This window comes from Micromonospora sp. NPDC003241 (genome assembly GCF_053589795.1).
On the sequence record NZ_JBSFSO010000025.1, the window covers coordinates 75,524 to 96,017 of the forward strand.

At 71.8% G+C, this 20,494-nt stretch carries 9 protein-coding genes; 7 read left to right on the top strand and 2 right to left on the bottom strand.

The genetic code is table 11. The annotated features are described in order from the left end of the window. Nucleotides 1-29 precede the first annotated feature (29 nt). Entirely contained in the window at nucleotides 30-1,328 is a 1,299-nt protein-coding gene (mycP, locus tag ACWDVW_RS20155) for a type VII secretion-associated serine protease mycosin (RefSeq protein WP_449951050.1), read from the bottom strand. Between the two features lie 189 nt (nucleotides 1,329-1,517). On the opposite strand from mycP, the gene ACWDVW_RS20160 reads away from it, so the two are divergent. Genes ACWDVW_RS20160 through ACWDVW_RS20185 form a run of 6 tightly spaced genes read left to right on the top strand, consistent with a single transcriptional unit; the run spans nucleotide 1,518 to nucleotide 18,927 of the window. Beyond that, entirely contained in the window at nucleotides 1,518-1,910 is a 393-nt protein-coding gene (locus ACWDVW_RS20160) for a YbaB/EbfC family nucleoid-associated protein (RefSeq protein ID WP_350699159.1), read from the top strand. Further along, nucleotides 1,907-2,248: a hypothetical protein gene (locus tag ACWDVW_RS20165; RefSeq protein WP_350699144.1), complete on the top strand. Its 342-nt coding sequence runs from the start codon at nucleotides 1,907-1,909 to the stop codon at nucleotides 2,246-2,248. Before ACWDVW_RS20160 ends, ACWDVW_RS20165 begins: the two co-directional genes overlap by 4 nt. Before the next feature lie 45 nt (nucleotides 2,249-2,293). Continuing rightward, nucleotides 2,294-16,771, top strand: coding sequence for a toxin glutamine deamidase domain-containing protein (locus ACWDVW_RS20170; RefSeq protein ID WP_449951053.1), 14,478 nt, complete (start codon nucleotides 2,294-2,296; stop codon nucleotides 16,769-16,771). A 1-nt stretch (nucleotide 16,772) separates the two neighbouring features. After that, nucleotides 16,773-17,645 carry a DUF6406 domain-containing protein gene (locus ACWDVW_RS20175; protein WP_449951056.1) on the top strand — a complete coding sequence of 291 codons (873 nt, stop codon included), beginning with the start codon at nucleotides 16,773-16,775 and terminating at the stop codon, nucleotides 17,643-17,645. Further along, the gene (locus ACWDVW_RS20180) at nucleotides 17,642-18,277 is read left to right on the top strand and encodes a hypothetical protein (protein ID WP_449951059.1); all 636 of its coding nucleotides are present in this window, start codon (nucleotides 17,642-17,644) and stop codon (nucleotides 18,275-18,277) included. Before ACWDVW_RS20175 ends, ACWDVW_RS20180 begins: the two co-directional genes overlap by 4 nt. 20 nt (nucleotides 18,278-18,297) lie before the next feature. Beyond that, nucleotides 18,298-18,927 carry a hypothetical protein gene (locus ACWDVW_RS20185; protein ID WP_396749123.1) on the top strand — a complete coding sequence of 210 codons (630 nt, stop codon included), beginning with the start codon at nucleotides 18,298-18,300 and terminating at the stop codon, nucleotides 18,925-18,927. Nucleotides 18,928-18,961: 34 nt separating this feature from the next. On the opposite strand, the gene ACWDVW_RS20190 is transcribed toward ACWDVW_RS20185, so the two are convergent. Then, a complete protein-coding gene (locus ACWDVW_RS20190; protein WP_350699153.1) occupies nucleotides 18,962-19,504 on the bottom strand; it encodes a hypothetical protein in 543 nt (180 codons plus the stop codon). A 66-nt stretch (nucleotides 19,505-19,570) separates the two neighbouring features. On the opposite strand from ACWDVW_RS20190, the gene ACWDVW_RS20195 reads away from it, so the two are divergent. Further along, nucleotides 19,571-19,822: an SCO4848 family membrane protein gene (locus ACWDVW_RS20195; RefSeq protein WP_449951062.1), complete on the top strand. Its 252-nt coding sequence runs from the start codon at nucleotides 19,571-19,573 to the stop codon at nucleotides 19,820-19,822. Nucleotides 19,823-20,494: the final 672 nt, after the last annotated feature.

Consider the following 20,494-nt stretch of genomic DNA (forward strand, 5'->3'; position numbering starts at 1 on the left):
GCGTCTCGCCCTCTTGAGAGCCGCGCTGCTCAGCCGCGTGGCGTCGACGTCGGCACCCGGAAGAACGCCTCCTCGGGCTCGTCGACCTCGGGCATCGGGGCGGGTGGCGCGGACGGCCGGGTGGGCTGCCACCGGGTGCGTCGCCCGCGCGGTAGCAACGCCGCCAGCACCGCCACGCCGACCGCGAGCACGGCCAGCGGCAGGCCGGTCCAGAGCGCCCACCGGCCGAAGACCGCCCACCGTTCCTCACGGGCTGCCGCTGCGGCGTCATAGGGCACGTCGGGCAGCGGAGGCTGGGCCACCGGTGCCGCGCTGGTCAGCCGCTCGGTGACCGCGCGGTACGGATTGACGACGCCACTGCCGTACCCGGCTTCGGCGTCGCCACGGGCCGGGTCGGCGGTGGCCAGGATCCGCCGGGTGACCTCCTTGGCCGACAGGTTCGGCTCCGCCGCGCGGATCAGCGCGGCGGTGGCGCTCACCATCGGGGCGGCGAAGCTGGTGCCGTCCCAGACGCTGTGGCCGAACACGCGGGTGGCAGCCACCACCGCCCCGCCCGGCGCGACGACGTCCACGTACGGCCCGATCTGGGACTGCCTGATCCGGGCCCCGTTCTGGTCGACGGCGCCCACGCCGATCACCCCGTCGAAGTCGGCCGGGTACGGCACCGGGTCGGGACGGGCGCCGTCCTGGTGCTGGTTGCCGGCGGCGGCCACGAGTACGACGTCCCGGTCCACCGCGTACTTGACGGCCTGCTCGACGTCCTTGTCCCAGTAGTAGAGCGTCACCGACATGTTCACGACCTTGGCGCCATCGTCGACCGCCCGCCGGATCGCCCGGGCGAAGACCTCGCCGGTGACGGTTTCGCCACCGGTCCCCGGCTGCTCGTTGGCGTTGCGCTCGCTGACCCGGATCGGCACGATCGTGGCGTCCGGAGCCAGGCCGTAGAACCCGACCCCCTCCATCCGGCCGGCCGCGATGATGCTGGCCACTGCGGTGCCGTGGGAGACGCAGTCCACATCGCCCCCCGGCGCGCCACGCAACGCGTCGAATCCGGTCGCCACCCGGCCGGCCATCTGCGGGTGGGTACTGTCCGTGCCGGAGTCGATCACGGCGACCTTCACCCGTGCGCCGGTGCTGAACGGCCAGACCCGCTGCGGTGCCAACCACCGCTGGTGCCACGGGGTCTCGATGTTCATCTCTCCCGGATCGCTGGGATTCCGGCAAATCGTCGGATCGGCCCGGGCCGGGGTCGGAGCGGGTGCGGTCACCATCGTGGCCAGGACGGCTCCCACGAGGGCAAACGCCGCCATCGGACGGTCACGGAACATTGCCTGCCCACCTCCCCGTCGACCGGTGCGGGTGCATCCTAACGACGCTCGGCCGCAGACCGACCACCCCGATGTCGCGCCCATTCAGTATGGTCGAGTCGCCACGCCCAAGGCGCGGGCGAGACGTGGACGTTCGCGGGAAGGGACGTGCGCGGAAAGGGGCTGGACGTGCGCGGGGAGGGACACGCCATGGACGTACAGGCGCTGCGCGCGCGTGCCGACGAGCTGATGGCTCAGTTCGAGCGGATGCGTTCCGGTGTGGGTGATCTCCAGCAGAAGATCAAGGCGGTCAAGGCAACGGTCACCTCCGACGACGGCCTGGTCACCGTGACCGCCGGGCCCCGTGGGCAGGTGACGAAGGTCGAGTTCGACCCGCGCATCTATCGCCGGCCGGATTCCAAGGAGCTGTCCGCCACCGTCACCGAGACGATCCGCCGGGCGAGCGAGAAGGCCATGGCCGAGGTCGAGCAGCTCCTCCAGCCGTACGTGCCGGACAGCCAGTTCCAGGCCTACATCGACCACGATCTCGACGGGATCTTCCGACAGTTGGACAGTGACCTGCCCGGGGAGGAGAAGCGGTGAGCGAACTGCGCGAGACCTTCGTCAAGCCCGACGCGGCTCTGGACGGTGCCAACCAACTGGGCTCCGCCGGTGCCCTGCTGGCCATGCGCTTCCGGAGTGCCGCCGCGACGATCGAGACGCTCAACGGCGGTCGGCCGTGGGGCGACGACGAACCGGGCAACGAGTTCAACAAGAACTACCTCGGCGGTGACAACCAGCCGGCGCAGAAGGTCCTTGAGATGGGCCACGGTCTGGTGCCGGTGGTGGAGCTGCTGGGCCCGACCGTCAAGGGTGCGGTCGAGGGCACCGTCGACGTCGACGACATGACCCGGACGCTGTTCGGCGGCGAAGAGAAGTAGCCGGCGGCCGTACACCGGTCGACATCGGACGGAAGGGCACGCGGGGTGGCGGTACCCAATCCCAGGAACTCGCTGGGCGAGTACGCGTGGGTCTGGGACGCCATCTGCTGGGTGAGCGCGGGCGAGGCCTGGCCCAGCGGCGACGAAGACAAGATGCGGGAGCTCGCCGACGCCTGGCAGGTGATGGCGGACGCGATCACCGAGGCGTTGGGCGAGGCCGACCCGGCGGTCATGAAGATCCTGCAGGCCTGGGGTGGCGGTGCCGGCGAGGCGTTCGGCGGGCTGTGGAACCAGATCGCCGTCGACCCGAACACCGGCCTGCCGCTGATGCAGGAGGTCGCTGCGGCGTACGCCGCCGGCTGCGACCAGGCCGCCCTGGAGATCGAGTACGCCAAGCTGACCGTACTCATCGCGGTCTTCATCACCGTCATCGCGGTCTTCGTCGCGCTGCTGATGGCCTGGCTGGGTGGTGTGTCGGCCGGCGCGATCCCGGGCATCCTGGCGGCTGGACGCCAGGCCGTGACGGTCGCCTTCCGCCGGTTGATCGCCCAGATGGGCCGGCAACTGCTCACCCGCGCCGGCATGCAGACAGCCCTGCGCGCCGCCGGCACCCGGCTCGGGCAGATCGTCAGCAGCCAGGGATTCCGTCAGGGGATGACCCGGCTCGGCCTGGAACTGGTCGAGGAGATCGGCGAAGAGCTGATCATCGACGTGGGCGCCCAGGCGTACCAGATGCACACCGGCGAGCGACGGCAGTGGGACGGAAACCGCACGCTGACCGCCGGGGTGGGCGGCGCGTTCGGCGGTGTGCTCGGCACCGGTATGAGCTTCGCCGGCCGTCGGTTGGCGCCCCGGATGCCCTTCTCGTTCAGCCCCTCCGGTCTCACCTTCCCGGGCAGTGGGGTGGTCCGCTGGGGCAGCAGGAGTCTCGCCTCCGGCATGCAGAACGCGGTCGTGTCCCCTGCGGCCAGCGTGCTCGCCAACGGCACCGTCAACGGGCAGTGGGCGATGCCGGGCGCGGAAGCGTTCCTCGGCGGGTTCACCAGCGGCGCCGGCCGCACCGGGTTGACCATGATCGGCAGCAGCATGGGCAACGTGGGTGCGAACGTCACCAACTGGGGCCTCGGCCGGACAGGTGCGGAATTCAACCCGGGCGCCGGTCTCCCGGCGGGCGGGATCGACCCGGCGCTGAACGTCGGCGGCGCCAACGGCCTCGGCAACGTCGGCGGCGTCAACGGCGGCGCGGGCACCGGCTCGGCCGGAGCCGGCTCCACGAGCGGTGGGGCCACAGGCGGCGCCAACGGCGGCAGTTCCACCGGTGCGACGTCGGGAAGCACCGGCGCGACGAACACCGACACCAGTGGCACGGGGTCCGGCGCGACCGGCAGCACCAGTGCCGATTCCGGCGCCACGGTCACCGGTGGCGCCGACGGTGCGTTGAACGTCCCCGGCGACGGGAACATCGACACCACTCCCGTAGACACCGTGCCGGACAGTGGCTCAGGCTCGATCAGCCTCGCGCCGCCTAGCGCCGACGCGGCGGTCACCTCGCCGGCCGACACCTCGGCGGTCCCGTCGGCCGACGGGGCTACGACGGGTGCTCCGACCACGACGGACAGCGTGACCGGAACTCCGGCCGGTGTCGTCGCCGAGGGCCCGGCCACGGCGCCTGCCGGCGACACCGCTGCTACGAGCCCACCCACCAGCGACACCACGACGCAGCGTGTCCCGGACGGGCAGGTCGCCCCGACCCCCGATTCGGTCGGTGCCGAACGGCTCGGCAGCGGCTCCACCGATCAGGCCAGTGGTGGACCGGTGACGGCTCCAGGTCCGGAAGCGGGTACCACCACACCCGGAGACGGCACGGCCGGACCCGCCCGCAGCGTGACCGAGACACCCACCACGGACGGCTTCGCCGATACCAGGTCTGTCGATGTTCGCGTCGATCCCACCGTCGCGGACACGCCACCAGCCGTGCTTCCCGGCAACTCGGTCACCGCGCCGCCGGCCGCTCAGACGCCGGGCAACGTCGCTCCGACGGTCCCGCCCGCCGCGAACTCGGCTCCCCCTGCCGGATCTCCTGCCGGATCTACGGTGTCCACCGGTCCCCAGGTGGTGGCGGGCCCCAATACCGCACCGCCGACCACCGCCGCACCGCCGGCCAACAACGCACCGCCGACGACCGGCACGAACAATGCGGCCACCACCACTGCGCCCAGCACCACCAACCCCACCGCGCAGCCGGCGGCGAACCGTACGCCTCCGGTCGGGCCGACCGTCAATCCGGCGGCGGCGAACTCGGCCGGCTCGGTATCGCTGTCCCCGTCCACTGGCCCGACCTCCACCAGCCCCAACCAGCCCGGCACCGGCCCCCAGCAGAGCGCCCCCCACCAGCAGGCCACTCCGGCCCAGGGCGTGCCGGCCCAGCAGGACACCACGAGCCGCCCGGACAACCGACCCACTCCGGGCCGGACGGACGCGGGTGTGCCGACCGCACCCACGGTGCCGGCCCAGACGGCGGGCAGCGATCCGGCAGCCACCACCGTCGACACCAGCGGGCCGTCCGCTCCCGACACCGCCGGCGACCCTGCGCTGGGGCGGACCGACCAGGTCTCGCAGACCGACGGGCCGGTCGTGGTCCCGGTGCCGGCCAGCACCGGAAGCACCGTCAACAGCGGGCCGGTCGGGCCGAGGTCGGATACCGGGCAGGTCGATCCGGACACCCTCCGCCGGTCGGACTCGCCGACCGGCCGGGGTACACACAGCTGGGAGACTGACCCGACGACCGTGGCCGGTGATCCCACCGGCCCGGATGCGGAGCGCTCGCTGATCGAGGCGGCACGGACGCTGGCCGAGACCGTTCGTGTGGCGGTCAAGGCCAGCACGATCTCGAAGGCCAAGCAACCCGGCATGGCTGGGGCGTTGCTCATGCCCAATGGCGAGATCACCACGCATACCAGCATGACGGCGAACAAGGGCACGACACCGGCTACGCAACCGAGCGTGCACCGGCTCGCGCAAGCCGCTTTGGATCGGACGGCGACTGCTCTGGCCGACGGTGTCGGCGGCGGACATGGCAAGTGCGCGGAGGTTGCTCTGATCTCCGACCAGCTCTACCAACTAGAACAACAGTGGGAGGCTTTAGGTAAGCCCGGCAACTTCGATCAGTGGGCCCTGGATGCGCTGCGAGGGGCAAGGATCGTCACGCATCAGGTAAGACCCGCGCACTCCGACGGCGTTACTTATGAGCTGGGACATTACCGACCGCCGTGCCGATCGTGCGCACACTTCCTGCCGCAATTTGGCGTAGAGCCCATCACTGACCCGGGCCGTGACGTCAGCACCTATCAGCCCACCGTGCCCGGCGTTGTCGGCAACGGCCCGCCGTTGAGCGACAACCGCCCCTATGGCCGTCCTGACGGCCTGATTCCGCCCGACCCAGCCGATCAGCAGTCGCTTGAGGCAGCGGTGCCGCGCGATGCGACGACCGGGCAACCCGAGGTACACCCGGATCCGCGTGGCCCTTGGGCCGGGCGGGTCAACGACGGTGGACCCACCGTCCCAGGGCGCGACAACAACTGCGCAGATGTCGGGCTCTCGGTCCTGTCGACCTGGTTCGGACGACCGGAGGTGGCTGCGTCGACGGTACCGTCGACGCAGGTCGAGGCGGGCAGTACAACGCGTCAGGAGCAGGCACTCAGGTCCAGCTTTGCCCACCAGGGCAGCGGCACCAACGCCCTGGGCGCGGTCGCCGACGCGCTTCGTGCGGCAGGTCCAGGCTCGGCGGTGTTGATTGTCAACACCTGGTCCGACCAGCCTGGCGGGCATACCTGGAACGCGGTCAACCATGACGGCACGATTGTGTGGCTCGACGGCCAGAACCAACTGATCTCCGACACCGACCCGTTGCACGCCGACAAGGTGGGTGACGTCTGGGCCATCGTGCTCGACGCCGAGGGCGACCCGGTCCTGCCGACCCAGACCGACGGCACCACGAGCGCGGTCCTGCCGCCGGATTCGACCGCGTCGGACGACGGGCCGAGGATCGAGCAGAGCATCGATCCGGCGTCGGTGGTTGACCCGAGATTCACGGATCCGAACGCCGCGATCTGGCCAGACATGCAGGGCTGGCCGATGCCGGACACCCGGCAGTACGGGCCGGAGCAGTTGGCGCCCCTGGAGGATCCGCGTTATCAGGACGACGTCGCGGACAGCCTGTGGACCCCCGAGGGGTACGCGGTCTTCGCCGACCCGTCCACGCACCCGTACGGGCGGTTGATCAACGACGGCGGGCCGGACCAGCCGGGGCGGAGCAACAACTGCGTCGACTCCACGCTCGCCGCGCTGGCCAGCTTCTACGGTGATCCGCAGGTGTCCCACCCGCGTTGGCCGGATCGGCTCGACGACGGTTCCATCGAGGCCGAGTTGGGCGAGCTGGCCGGCGTCGACCGGATCGCGAACTGGATCGGTGGCGACTGGGTCGGTGACGGTGCCAACGACGCGATGCCGGGTACGCCCGCCGAGCGGGCCGAGGCGATGGCCGACCGGTACGCGGAGCTGTACCAGAGCGTCCGCGACGCGGGGCCGGGCGCGGCGGCGGTGGTCGTGGTGGACTGGGTGCAGTTCGACGGGAACGCGGCTCCGCTGCTCGACGCCGACGGCCACACCCAGGCGGCGGCCCAGCACGCTTTCCTGCTGGTGTACCCGGACGGCGCGGACGGGCCGGTGTGGTGGGACCCGCTGTACGCCAGCACCACCACCGACCCGCACCCCGGCGACTATGTTGGACTGACGCACAACCTGTGGTCGATGGAGGTACACCCCGGTTATGCCGATGAGCAGGGAGGAAGCCCAGCAGTTGATGACTCGGCTGCTCGGGACGGACAACCCGGTGGCGGTCTTCCCGTTCGAGTTCGGCTGGGCAGCCCAGGAGACGCTCTCCCCGCAGCAGCGGGCCCAGGGACGACAGATGGGCCAGGGGGTCTTCATCATCGACCGGACGGGAGTGGTGACCGCGCATCCCAGCCTGCCACCACCACTGGTCATGAAGCGGTACACGACGGCCCGCCGGGAGGGCCGGATCACCGGCCGCCAGGTCTGGCCGACGGAGGAACCGACGGCCTGACCGACGTCGGTCCCGCGCCGTCGCTGCCGGAGAGCCGGCGGTACGGGCCGGGCGAGCTGGCCCCACTTGAGGATTCGCGCTTCCAGGACGATCTGGCCGCGAGCCTGGCCACACCGGAGGGGTACGCGGTCTTCGCCGACCCGTCCACGCACCCGTACGGCCAGTTGGTCAACGATGGCGGGCCGGAGCAGCCGGGCCGCGCCAACAACTGTCTCGACGCGTCGCTGGCGGCCCTGGCCAGCTTCCACGGCGACCCGCAGGTGTCGGTGCCCCGCTGGGCGGACCGCGCCGACGCCGGCGCTATCGACCTGGTCTCCGGTGAGCGGGGCGGCCTCCAGCGCGCCGAGGCGTGGATCGGCGGGGAGTGGATCGGCGGGCCGGACATCCTGCCCACCGACCTGTCGGCCCGGACCGAGGCGGTCGCCGACCAGTACGCCGACCTCTACCAGCAGGTGGCGGAGGCCGGGCCCGGCGCATCGGCGCTGGTGGTGGCCGACTGGGTGTACGTCGACTCCGCCGGGCAGCCCGTCCTGGACGCCAGCGGTCAGTTGGACATCGACGGTGCCCACGCGTTCGTGATCGTCTTCCCGGTCGGCGCCGACGCGCCGGTGTGGTGGGATCCGCAGAGCGGGACGACGTCGACGGACATGCCGGCCTCGGACATCCGGGAAACCCATGCCCTCTGGGCGATGATGATGCCTGACGGAGAGGGGCGAGTTGACCGAGGACGAGGCGCTGACACTGATCAGCCGTCTGCTGGCGACCCGGAATCCGATCGTGCTCCGGGAGTTCGAGTACGGCTGGCTGGCCCGGGAGAGACTCTCGGACCAGGAACGGGCCTCGGGGACGCACGTGGGCCAGGGGAGCTACATCATCGACCGCTCGGGAGTGATCACCGTTCATCCCAGCCTGCCGCCCCGGCGGGTCATGCAGGAGTACGCCCAGGCGCGACGCGAGGGGCGGACCAGGGGCCGGCAGGTGTGGCCCGACGCGGAACCGACAGCCTGACCGGACCGACCGACCGGACCGACGTCGGCGACGCCCGGGCGAACGGTGACCGCGCCGGCACGGTGATCACCGCCAGCGCGCTGCCCGGTACCGACTTCCACGGTCAGGGCCGGGCGGAGCCGGACCCGGACGCGGTGCTGGACCGGGCCCGTACGGTCGCCGGCCAGGTGGCGACCCACGCCGGGGTCACCGAGGTGTCGATCCGCCCGGACGGTACGTACCAGGTCACCCGGGCCGACGGCAGCACGTTCACGCTTCGCCTGATTAGTGGGCCGGTGGCGGACGGCGCGGTGGCGACCGGCCGGTTCGGCAGCGACGGCGTCGCCGTGGTGACGCTCTCGGACCAGGCCGCCGACCGGGTGGTCGAGCGGGCGCTGGCGCACGAGGTGGCCGAGTTGTCGGCCCTCGGGCGACCGATGGACCCGGGGGCACCGACGGTCGCGCCGCTCTCGCCCGCCGACCTCGCCGAGCTGCGGACCGCCGCACACCAGGTCGCCGTCGCCGACCGCTGGTCGTTGGGCGCGGCCCGACGCGAACTGGCCGCGGTGGTCGACCGCCTGGGCCTGCGGGACGGCATGCTCGGCGCGGAGCAGCGCCTCGCCGGAGTGCCGGATGCGACGCGCACCGCCCTGACCGAGGTGTACCCGGACTGGTACACCGACCGCAGAGGCAAAGCGCTCGACCGTCTGCCCGCCGCGCCGACCAGCGACCCCCGTCCGACCGGTCTGCCCCGGCTGCGTACGTATGTGATCACCCACTTCGCCACCAACTCGCTGCTCGCCGCGTTGGCGGTGAAGCTGACCGTGGACGCCGGTCGACCGGAGCTGGCACTGATGCTCGGCGTCGGAGGGGCGATCGGCGCGGTCGCCACCGGCCCGGCGAAATGGCTGGCGAAGCGGGTCGGTCTGGCCGCCGAGGACCGTCGGGCCCGGCACGACGCACGTCAGGACGCCCGCTCCGCCGTCGACTCCGATCTCACCACGGGCCGCGAGGTCGCCGGCCGGACCGACGACGTGGGTGCCTCGACCCGGGCGGCCGATTCGGCGACTGGCAGCCTGGAAAGCCACGTCGAGGCGCTCGGACAGCGGCTCGACGCCGGGGAGCGCCGCCGTCGACTGATCGGCCGGCCCCGACGCTTCGCCCCGCCGGATCCCGGCCCGTCGGCGGGCACCGCCCCGGCACCGACCACCAACCGGCCCGGCGATCCGGCCGCGACGACGGCCTCCCCCGACCCGGTCGGCCTGACCCCGCACGAACAGGGGCGGCTCGCCGAGTTGCGGGCCCTCGCCGCGCAACGCGACGCCGCGTCGAGGTTCGCCCGTCCCCGGGTGACCCGCGAGATCCGGGGCCTGCTCGACGCACTCGGTCTGCGGCAGGACACGCCCGGCGTCGCGCAGCGCCGGGAACTGTTGCCGGAAGACCTGCGGTCGATGGCGGACCGCTTCGGCGGTACGCGTACGGCGATGGTGCGGCACCGGCTGGCGGCGGTCGCGGACGGGCGACCGGCCGAAGGGGACCGGCCCGGCAAGGTGGCGCCCTGGTGGATGGGCACCGTGGAGAACACGCCGAGCGTGCTCGCCGCAGGCAGCATCGCCGTCGTCGGTGACCTGATCGGTCAGCTCCGGCTCGGTTGGTTCGCGATCACCGCCGGTCTGACCGCGATGGCCAGCGGGGCCGTGGTCGACCCGATCATGGCCCGTCGTGAGGCGGCGGCCAAGGACGCCCGCGACACCTGGGACACGGACCACCCGGCGATGCCGGCGGACGCCCAGCTCACCCAGCTCACCGAGGCCGTGGCCGGTCCGGTGGACCTGGTGACCGAACGGGTCGCGGACGTCTCCCGCCGCGCCGCCGACCTGGAACAGCGGGTGGCCGACCTCGACCGGCGGCTGGCCGAGTCGCACCGCCGTAACGGGGCCGCCGACTCGTTCCGGCGACTGCTCTTCGGCGATCCGGCCTGGGCGGGGCTCACCGCCCCCGACGCCACGTCGTCGGCCCGACCCGGCGATCCGGCGGGTGCTGTCACGACCACCGCTGATCCGTCGACCGGTACCCGCGAGCCCGGCGACGCGGCGGCGCTCACGCAGCTCGCCGAGTTGGCGGCCCGGCACGACGCGGCCGGCGGTCCGGCCCGGATCCGACACGCCCGCCACCTGCGGGCGTTGCTGGACCAGCTCGGCCTGCGCGACGGCACTCCCGGGGCGGAGCAGCGACGCGAGCACCTGCCGGCCGAGCTGCGGCCGGTCGCGGAGCGCCACGGCCGTCGACTGCTGGCCGACCGGATGGCACGGATCTTCGTCGGCCGACCGGCCGACGCCACGGACAGCGACGCCCGGCCGAGCAATGTGCCGAACGCCGGTGTGTACGCGGTGGAACAGAGTCCCGGCCCGCTGGTACAGGCCGCCACCACCGTCGGTCTGGCGGGTGTCGTCCAGGTCGCGGCCGGGGCGGGACCGCTGAACATGGCCGCCGGTGGCGTCCTCGGACCGGTCCGCGACCTGGCGCTGAAGCGGATGGAGACCAGCGTCAAGGACGCCCGCCGCAAGTGGGACCTGGACCATCCGAATCCGGCGGCGGACTCGTCGGCACGGGTGGACCGGCTCGCCGCACCGACCGAGGTCGTCGTCGCCGACGCGGCCCGCCGGCTCCGGGTGGCGGTGGCGAACCTCGACCGGGTCACCGCGGCGGTCGACCGGCTGGCGGCGCATCGCTCGGAGACCGGGCCGCCGGCACCGACCCCGCCGACCTCCCAGGACGGCGACTCCACCACGACGGAGGGCCGGGATGTCCTCAGCCGAGCGGACTCGTGGGAACTCCAGGTCGCCCAGAGCCACGTACGTAACGCCGACCCGATGTCCCTCAAGCCCGCCCTGCGCGAGCTGTACGCGGTCATCGACCGACTCGGTCTGCGCGAGGGCATGTTCGGCCGGGCGGAGCGGCTGGCCCAGTTGCCACCCGAGGCGCGCCAGGTGGTCGTCGACTACGGCGGCGACCGGGCCAGCCGGTCGGTCCGGCTCCGGACGCTGCGTGCCGAACAGAGAGGCGTCGACCGTCCGCCGGGCGTGCCGAGCCTGAAGGCGTACCTGCGTGCCAGCATCGCCACGACCGGTCTGGCCGCCGCAGGGGGTACCGCGATCGCGATCGCCCTGTCGAGTCCGCTCGCCCCGATCATCCCGGTCGCCGCGCTCGCCGCCGTCCCGGTGATCGGCGCCGCCAAGTGGTACGCGAAACGTGCCGGCCTCGCCGCCGACGACGTACGGACCCGGTTCGACGCCCGTAGTGACGCCCGGTCGGCGGCCGACCGGGTGGATCAGGTCGTCGACCAGTTGCAGGAACCGGTCCGGGAGCTCGAACAGGCGACCGCCGACCTGGAGGCCCGGCTCGACGCGGCCGAGTCGGCGGCCGACCGGCTCACCGAGCGCCTGGCCGGGGCACAGCAGCGCAACGGCGTGCTCGGGCGTCTCTTCGGTGCCTTCCAGCGCTCCGCCGACCCGGCCGCCGACCCGGCCTCGCCGGATCCTGCCGCCCCTGACCCTGCCGCCCCTGACCCGACCGCTCCGGATCGGATCTCGCCGGACCCGACCTCGCCGGACCCGACCGCCGGTCGGCCGGACGGGGGGACCGACCCGGACTCGGGCCGGATCACCGCAGCTCCCGTACCGAACTCCGGGTTCCACGGACTGGGCCGTCCGACCGCCGACCCGGCGGCCGTACTCGACCTGGCGCGGGCCGCCCTGCCGCAGATCGCGCCGTACGCCCAGGTGGACGCGGTGGTGCAGGTCGGTCCGGACCTGTTCGAGATCCGCGCGGCCGGGCAGTACCCACTGACGGTGCGCCTCACCACCGGCCCGATGACCGACGGTGTGGTGGCCCAGTCGACCCGCGAGCCCGACGGGACCTTCACCGTCACCGTGTCCGACCGGGCCGTCGACCAGATCGTGGCGCGGGCGCTCGCGCACGAGGTGGCCGAGCTGGTGGCCCTGCACGAGTCCGGGCGGGCACTCGTCGGGCCGCTGGACCCGGGCAACGTGGACGGCCGGATCGACCCGGCCGGGCTCAGCGCCCACGACCGCGGCCGGATGGCCGAGATCCGCCTGCTCGCCGCCGCGTACGCCGACGCCGACCCGGCCGGGCGGCTCGCGCTCCGTACCGAGATCGACGCCCTCGCCGCCCACCTCGGCCTACGGGTGGGCGATCCGGACGTCCGGGACCGGTGGGCGCTGCTCCCCGGCGACGTGCTGGCCCACCTGGTGCAGCTCAGCCTGCCCGCCCTCACTCCGGACGCGGTGTCGGCGGTGCTGGCGGGCGCACCGACCCTGACCGAGGTCGAGCGGGTTCGCATGTTCGACTACCGGGCTCAACTGGCACCGGACTTCCAGGTGCCGCAGCAGGCGGATCTGACGGCGCGGCTGCGGGAACTCGCCGTCGAGGTCGAGTGGGCACAGACCGGGCTGCCCCGAATGCCGTCCTTCGCGGGACAGATCGTCGGCCTGCGCCCCGGACAGATCGGACGGATCCGGGCGGTCGATCCCGACCTCGCCGACCGAGTCGCCCGTGACGGCGTCTACGTCGACGTGGCGGGCCGTTACGACCTGCGCCCGTACATGGTGAACGGCGTTCCGGAGATCGACCTCGGCGCGGCCCGGCCGGCGTTCGACCTGACCACCGAGTCCGGCCGGCGGGCCCAACTGCACGAGGACCGGCAACGTGCCCATGCCGCCCTACGGGCGCTGCACGGCGACCAGGCCGCCGTCCTGCTCGCCGACCACGAGTTCCACTACCACGGCACGGCCCGCTGGATGGGGCTGGTGCCCGACGTCCTGACCGAGGCGCTGCGCGCCATCACCCCCGTGCCACGGGACAGCGTCGTCGCCGCCGAGACCGTCCCGACTCAGGAGCCGTCCGGGGACGTTTCGGTCACCGCGGACCGGGTCACGCTCCCCTCCGACACATCCGGCGGCGGACCGGTCTACGGCTCGCCGCGCGATGCTCGCACCGGCCAACCGGCGCCACTGTTCGACGGTCCGCCGAAACGGGAGGACGTGCAGCAGGGTGGGCTGGGTGACTGCGGCATGATCGCCGTGATCGGCTCGGTCGCCGGTCACCTGCCGGACACCGTCACGCAGATGTTCCAGCCGAACCTGGACGGCTCGGTGGACGTGCTGCTGCACGAGACCGACGGGTCGGGCAGCACGAGCACCCCCACCGGACGCAGGCTACGGGTCACCGTGTTCCCGGATGTACCCGTGCTCGCCTCCTCGAACGGACGCAGTGCCTACGCCGACCAGTCGACGGTCGGCACGTCCTGGGCCTCTCTGCTGGAGAAGGCGATCGCGGCGGTCGACCGTACCTGGACCCCGCAACGTCACGACCAGTGGCAGCGCGGGTGGAGTGCCCAACCCGACGTGGGCGCCGCCCAGGCCGCCCCACTCGGCTACGCCCGGCTGGACAACGGCAGCACCCACCACATGCAGGCGGAACTACTCAGCCAGCTCACCGGCCTGCCGACCAGGGTGAACCAATTCGACCCGACACCCGGACGGGAGGCCGACGCCCAGGCCCGACTGGCCGAGCTGCTCGCCGCCGGCAGCCCGGTGATCACCGGTACGCGCCCCGCCCAGAGCTACGAGTCGTACGAGCACGGCAAACCGCCCCACGGGCTGTATGCCGGGCACGCGTACGAGGTCGTGTCGGTGACCGACGGCAAGGTGCGGCTGCGCAACCCGTGGAACGACAGCCATCCCGCGCCGATGCCGATCCGCGACTTCCTCGACCTGACGAGCCCCACCTACGCGCACGTCGAACTGGCCCGCAGCACGGTCACGGCGCTGCTGGACTCCGGATTCCACGGTCACGGCCGACCGGTCGCCGACCCCACGGCGGTCCTGGACCGGGCCCGGCTGGTGCTGCCCACCCTCGCCGAATCGATCGGCGCGACCCAGGTCGTCGCCGTCGGCCCGGACGTCTTCGAGGTGCGGGCCGACGGCCTGGATCCCCTGCGGGTCCGGGTCACCACCGGCGAACTGGCCACCGGCACGGTGGCGCAGACCATCCGCAACCTGGACGGCACCTTCACCCTGACCGTCTCCGACCGGGCCGCCGACAGCGCGGTCGACCGTGCGCTGGCGCACGAGACCGCTGAACTGTTGGCCCGGCACGAGACCGGTGACGCCCAGGTCGGCCTCTTCGACCAGGACGCCGTCGACGGACCGATCGACCCAGCCGGCCTTACCGCCGCCGACCGGGGGCGGCTGGCCGAGCTGCGCGTGATGGCCGCCTGGTACGCGCAGGGCGAACCGGCAACCCGGGTGGCATTGCGCGCCGAGATCGACGCGCTGGTCGACCACCTGGGCCTGCGCTGGGGTACGCCGGACGTACAGGAACGCCTGGCGGTCGTGCCCGGTGACGTCTGGCACCACGTGCTGATGCTCAGCCTGCCGGCGATGACACCGGAGACGGTGACCGACGTCCTGGCGTACCAACCTGACCCGACGCTCGTCGAGCGGTACCGTGCGATCGACTACCGCGATCATCTGGCCCCGGACTTCCGGCCGCCGCCGGAGGCTGCCGAACTGACCGCGAAGCTGCGCGAGTTGGCCGTGCACGGGGAACAGCGCCAGTCCTCGATGCCCCGGATGCCCGCCCTGGCCGGGCAGCTCATCTATCTGCCGCCGAGCCTGTTGGACCAGATCCGCCAGGTCGATCCACGGTTGGCCGACCGGGTGGCCGCCGAAGGCGTCTACGTCGACCTGACTGGCCGCTTCGACCTGCGCCCGTACACCGTCGACGGCGTATCGGAGTTCACACTCGGCTCGTCGGCCCCCGCGTACGACCTGCGCACCCCGGCAGGCCGCCAGGCCCTCCTGGCCGAGGACCGCGTCCGCGTCGACGCCGCCTTCCGGGCCGCCTACGGCACGAATCCCGCCGCGATGGCCGTACTCGCCACCCACGCGTTCCACTACCAGACCGACGCGCGGCGGATGGCGCTGGTGCCGAACGCGCTGACCGAGGCGCTGCGGTTGATGATGCCGCCGGAGACCGAGGTCGACATCGAGGTCACCTCCGTCGACACCGGCAACGAGATGGTGGTGGCAGCCCACCGGCTGTCCCTGCCCGATCCGGATCCGGAGTACCCCGTCGACTACGGGCGGGCGCTTGACGCCCGCACCGGGCAGCCGGCTCCGCTCTTCGACGGTCAGACCCGTCGCGACCAGGTGCGGCAGGGGTTGCTCGGCGACTGCGGAATGCTCGCCACCGTGGCCGCCGTCGCCGGCTACCGACCGGATGGGCTGGCCCAACTCCTCCAGCCGAACCCGGATGGCACGGTCGACGTGCTGCTGTACGAGAGCACCTTGAGCGGCGACATGTCGGCCCCCACCGGCCGGCGACTTCGCATCACCGTGCAACCGGATACGCCCCTGCTGATCAATGCTCCGGGAAGGTCCGCATACGCCGACCAGTCCATCAACGGCTCCACCTGGGCGGCGATTCTGGAGAAGGCGCTGGCGGCAGTCGACAGGACGTGGAGCCTTGAGCGACGCCAGGTGTGGCAGCGCGATTGGACTGCGCTGGCCAGCCCTGATGATCCACATCAAGCGGCGCCCGCCGGTTATGCACGCCTGCACGTTGGCAGCCATGTGGTGATGCAGGCGGAACTCATGACTCAGCTGACGGGTGCTCCGAGTCGATGGGCGTCCTTCGACAGCTCGCCCGGTCAAGAGGTCGCCGTGGCGACACGGCTTGCCGCGCTGCTCGCTGCGGGGAATCCCGTGATCGTCGGCACCAAGGCGGACAAGGAATACCCGGCTGAGACACCAAGGCCGCTTCCGTTCGGCCTCTACGCCGCGCACGCGTACGAGGTGCTGGCAGTTCGGAATGGTGAGGTGCACCTACGTAACCCATGGAACTCGGCGCACCCCGAACCGTTACCCATGCGGGAATTCTTGGACCTCATCGATGCCGAGTACGCGCACCTGGACGACGGCTCACCGGCTGAGGGGTCGACGTCCGGAGCGCATGAGCCGTTCGCTCCGACCTCCGCCACGCCACCACCACCGCGCGACGTCCCCGCGCGACGCGAGCACGAGGTAGCCGAGACCGACCCGGTCCGATCACAGAGGCATCCCCTCGGACGTACCTACCTTGAGGACGACCAGCCTGTCACTGTCGGATACCACGTGCTGTTCAGCGACGACGGTACGGTGAGTGGCCTACTCGTGATGGTGTCCACGGACCAGGGGCAGCACACGATGTACTGGACGGTTGACGGAACTGCACCTGGAGGCAGGTCAATGCCGGTCGGGCGAGTGGAGGCCGAGCGCATCGCCCGCGAGGTGCTCGGCTTCGTATTGCCAGAGGAGCCCGCCTTGCGCGACATGGTGAACGGCTGACATGCCGACGACAGGACAGGGAGAAGATCCGTTGCGCTCCTTCACCGAAATCGCATCGATCCCCAACAACATTCCCGTTGACATCGGGCCCGCCCGGCTCGGCGTCCGGTGGGTCGACACGGGTCCGCCGGTTCAGGCCGAGCTGGTGGTGATGCCGCACTGGAGCGAGGGTTCTCCGCACCACCAGATAGCGCTCGGTCAAACCTTTCCGGTGGGCGACGAGACGTGGCGGTTCGCGGATCTTGACATGGCCAGTGCCGACGAGTGGCGGGTCACGGTTCGCCGGGTGGACGCGAACGAGGTGATGGATCCGCCCACCGGACGACTGTGGAAGCCCGCTCGGCTGCGGACCTACGGCCAACTCGACGAGACACAACTCCAGTCGGTCGAGTCCGCCCTTGGGCTCCGTCTGCCCGCGGATTACCGCGAATGGTTGCGCCGCAACAACGGCGCGCAGCCCGAGGTGCCGCACCACGTACCCGGTGTGCCGTTCGCCCTGACGCCGGAACGCCCGCTGTTCGGAGTGCACCCCGACTATCCGTTCTTCGATCTGGTGTACGCCCAGCGCCGACACCGCGACCTGTGGCTGTCGCCGGCCTGGCTGGTGATCGCGAACGCCTCCGGCGGACTGCTGGTCGTCTCGACGCAGTCGGGCGACTCGACCGTGTACTTCGTTCACGAACTGGACCTGGTCGGCCCGCCCGGTCCACCTGCTTCCGCCGCCCGGGAGAGGAAGCTACGCGGAGTGGCCAGGTCCATGGGCTACCTGCTGGGCCGACTCACCCCCGTGGAGGTCGACCACCTCCCGCCGGCGCAGATGCTGCCACCCGGCACCTTCACCGACCCCCGCAACCACCAGGACGGGCAGCCATGAGTACGCCGACCCCAGAGGCCCTGCTGCTTCCGCTTGGGCAGTTCTTCGGCACCTTCCACCCCAAGGTCGGCGCCTCGGAGCGCTACCAGCGGGTCCGGCTCGGCCCGGACGTCTGGGACCTGGACGATCAACGCTTCGCGCTGTGGGCGCTGGCGCACAGCACCGCCGACCGCGAGGAGGAGCAACTCTGGTCGCTCGCCTCGGTGCGGCAGGCGGCGGCCGTACACCTTCCCGGTGTGGACGTCGAACCGCTGCTCGACAGCCTGCTCACCGAGGGTCTGCTCGCCGAGGTGACGCCGGACACCTCGGCGGCGGTCGACTTCGCCCAGCGGCACCGGCTCGGGTCACGGATGGTGGGGTTGGGCAACAGCGCCGACGAGCCCTGGCTGTGGTCGATCGGCTTCTTCGAGCGGCCGATCGTGAAGGTCACCCGCACCGTCTACAACCTCTGGGAGAGCGGGCGCTCCGGGGAGAGCCTCTGGGACGTGTGCGAGTCGCTGGCCGCCGACGAGCGCGAGAGCGGAGGCACCGATACAGAGTTGACCGAGCCGGAGCTGCTGCTCACCGCGCTCTTCCGTGCCCTGCACCCGTTGCTGCTGGCCAGCGTGGTCTACCTGGAGCCGCAGCCGTGACCGAGACGAGGACGCCGCCGATGACCCAGCCGTTGATCCTGCCGGTCGGCCGCTACACCGGCGAGTTCCATCCGGAGACGGGCGCCCCGGTCGCCTACTACTCGTTGGGCATCGGTCGTCTCGTGGTGACGATGGAGGACCCGCAGGCTTTCGCCGTCTGGGCTGCCGCCCATCCTCCGACCGACGCGACGGCCCGGCCGTGGACCAGGAGCGCCCTGGTGGAGTCCGCCACCGCCGTCGGGGTCACCGATCCGGAGCGGATCGTCGAGGGGTTCCTGGAGGACGGTCTGCTGATCGAGGTGAGCCCGGACGATCCCGACCTGGAGGGGTTCGCCCGGGCGCATCGGGTGTTGCCGCTGATGGTGTCACTCGGCAACAGTCCGGACGACCCGCTGAACTACGGCATCGGCCTGTTCGGTATGGAGCCGGTGATCCGGGTGCCGACCCTCGTGCACGACGTCTGGCAGTGGAGCAGCGTCGGCGACAGCCTGTGGGAGGTGTGCGAGGTGTTCGCCGAGGCCGGCGCACGGGTCGACTTCGTCGACGAGCGGGAGCACGATCCCCGTCACGTCTTGCGGGAGTTCCTCGGGGCGCTGCCCATGCTGCTCGCCACCAACGCCGCCTGCCTGGACGAGGCCCGCGGCCTCTGACCGCATCACCGCCGTCGAGGCCGGCGGGGCCGCCTCAGCCGAGCTGCGCCAGCATCCCGGCGTACGTGTCGCGCACCGCCCGCAGCCGGTCCCGGCGGAACCGACCGGGCTCACGCCGGTGCAGCTGACGCCCCCGGTCACTGTCGAAGGTCTCCGGGGGGACCGCGTCACCGTCCGCCGGGATGAACTTGCCGACCTCGTCGAGCGCGGCGACGGCCCGGGTCAACGCGGCGCGAGCCCGCTGCCCGGCGTCGCCGTCCGCAGGCGTTGCCGGCACCTGTCCGGCGTACGCGTCGGCGACGAGCAGCCATTCGCCCGGGTCGAGCAACTCGGACGGCTCGTCGCCGCCGTAGCGGAACCCGGTGCCCGCCGTGCCGAGTCCCGGCGGCAGCCGGAAGACGAACTCCCGTTCCCGGCCGCACCCCGCACAGGCACCGGTGTAGCGACTCGCCAGCTCGCCGTCGGCCAATGCGACGACCGCGCTCTGACGAGGGAAGCGGACGTTCCCGCAGGAGCAGGGGCGCAGGTCCATGTAGAGGTGCGCCTCCGCGTTGGTGCGGCTCAGCGGCGGGGTCATCGACCCACCGTACCGATCGGCCGATCCGGGCACTGTCCCCGTCGCCCGCTGGCATACTCGCCGACCATGGTGGTGTCGCGTGGCTGGGCCGTGTTCCTCGCAGGTGTGGGCGTCTGGACCTGGGTGATCTGGCCGAGGTTCGCGGTGGCCATCTGGAACGACGAGCGGTCCTGGTCGAGTGGCACGGTCGGTGACTGGCCGGCGACCGGCTTCCTCTGGGTGCACGCGCTGCTGATCGGGGCGTCACTGACGATCGGTACGGCAGTGGGTCTGTTCGGCGTACGCGCCTGGCGGATGTCCCGACGCGGCACGCGCTGAGCTGGGCCCGCGGATCACTCACGGGCCCGCCCACCCCGGGGGCGAGCTGCGGCCCGGTTCCCTTGTGCCGCTGCGTATGGCCTGGTCCAACGGACCACTTCGGACCGGGGAACGTTCGCGGTCACCGGAGTGTGACGGGGACCGCTTCCCCCGGATTTGACGATCAAACCTGTGGACGCGTAACTTTCTCTCTGCCGCTGCGGAACGGGCAAACGGGGCGAAAGCCACGAGGTCCGGACCAGGCGGTGCCGAGTTCAGTGCGGAGTGATCCTCAATGGACGCGGCCCGGGCGGGGCCCGACGAAGACGCCGAGGGGCGGATTTGGCGGAGCGGAAACGACCGGGTAATGTTCACGACCGGCAGGGAACCGGGCGAGCTAGCGGGAGACCGCAGCGGCCGGCCTGTCAAATCCGAGGATCGAGCGAAGCGGTCACCGCTGCGCCTGATCACGGATGCCGAACCGCCAGAAGCGTGACGTACCGGGACACACCGGTTGACACGGGCCAGACGGTAAGGTAACGTAGTAAAAGTGCTCGCCGCGAGGTGGGTGCGGGTTGGTCCCCGGAGGGGTGCCTGCTGGTCGGGTGTTCTGATGGTGTGTGGTTGTTCTTTGAGAACTCAACAGGGTGCTTGATAAGCCAGTGCCAAATTGTTTTATGATGCCCCGTGCCA

Bases quoted from the DNA above. Each gene is read 5' to 3' on its own strand.
- mycP (WP_449951050.1), bottom strand. From the start codon at position 1,328: ATGTTCCGTGACCGTCCGATGGCGGCGTTTGCCCTCGTGGGAGCCGTC.
- ACWDVW_RS20160 (WP_350699159.1), top strand. From the start codon at position 1,518: ATGGACGTACAGGCGCTGCGCGCGCGTGCCGACGAGCTGATGGCTCAG.
- ACWDVW_RS20175 (WP_449951056.1), top strand. From the start codon at position 16,773: ATGCCGACGACAGGACAGGGAGAAGATCCGTTGCGCTCCTTCACCGAA.
- ACWDVW_RS20180 (WP_449951059.1), top strand. From the start codon at position 17,642: ATGAGTACGCCGACCCCAGAGGCCCTGCTGCTTCCGCTTGGGCAGTTC.
- ACWDVW_RS20185 (WP_396749123.1), top strand. From the start codon at position 18,298: ATGACCCAGCCGTTGATCCTGCCGGTCGGCCGCTACACCGGCGAGTTC.
- ACWDVW_RS20190 (WP_350699153.1), bottom strand. From the start codon at position 19,504: ATGACCCCGCCGCTGAGCCGCACCAACGCGGAGGCGCACCTCTACATG.
- ACWDVW_RS20195 (WP_449951062.1), top strand. From the start codon at position 19,571: ATGGTGGTGTCGCGTGGCTGGGCCGTGTTCCTCGCAGGTGTGGGCGTC.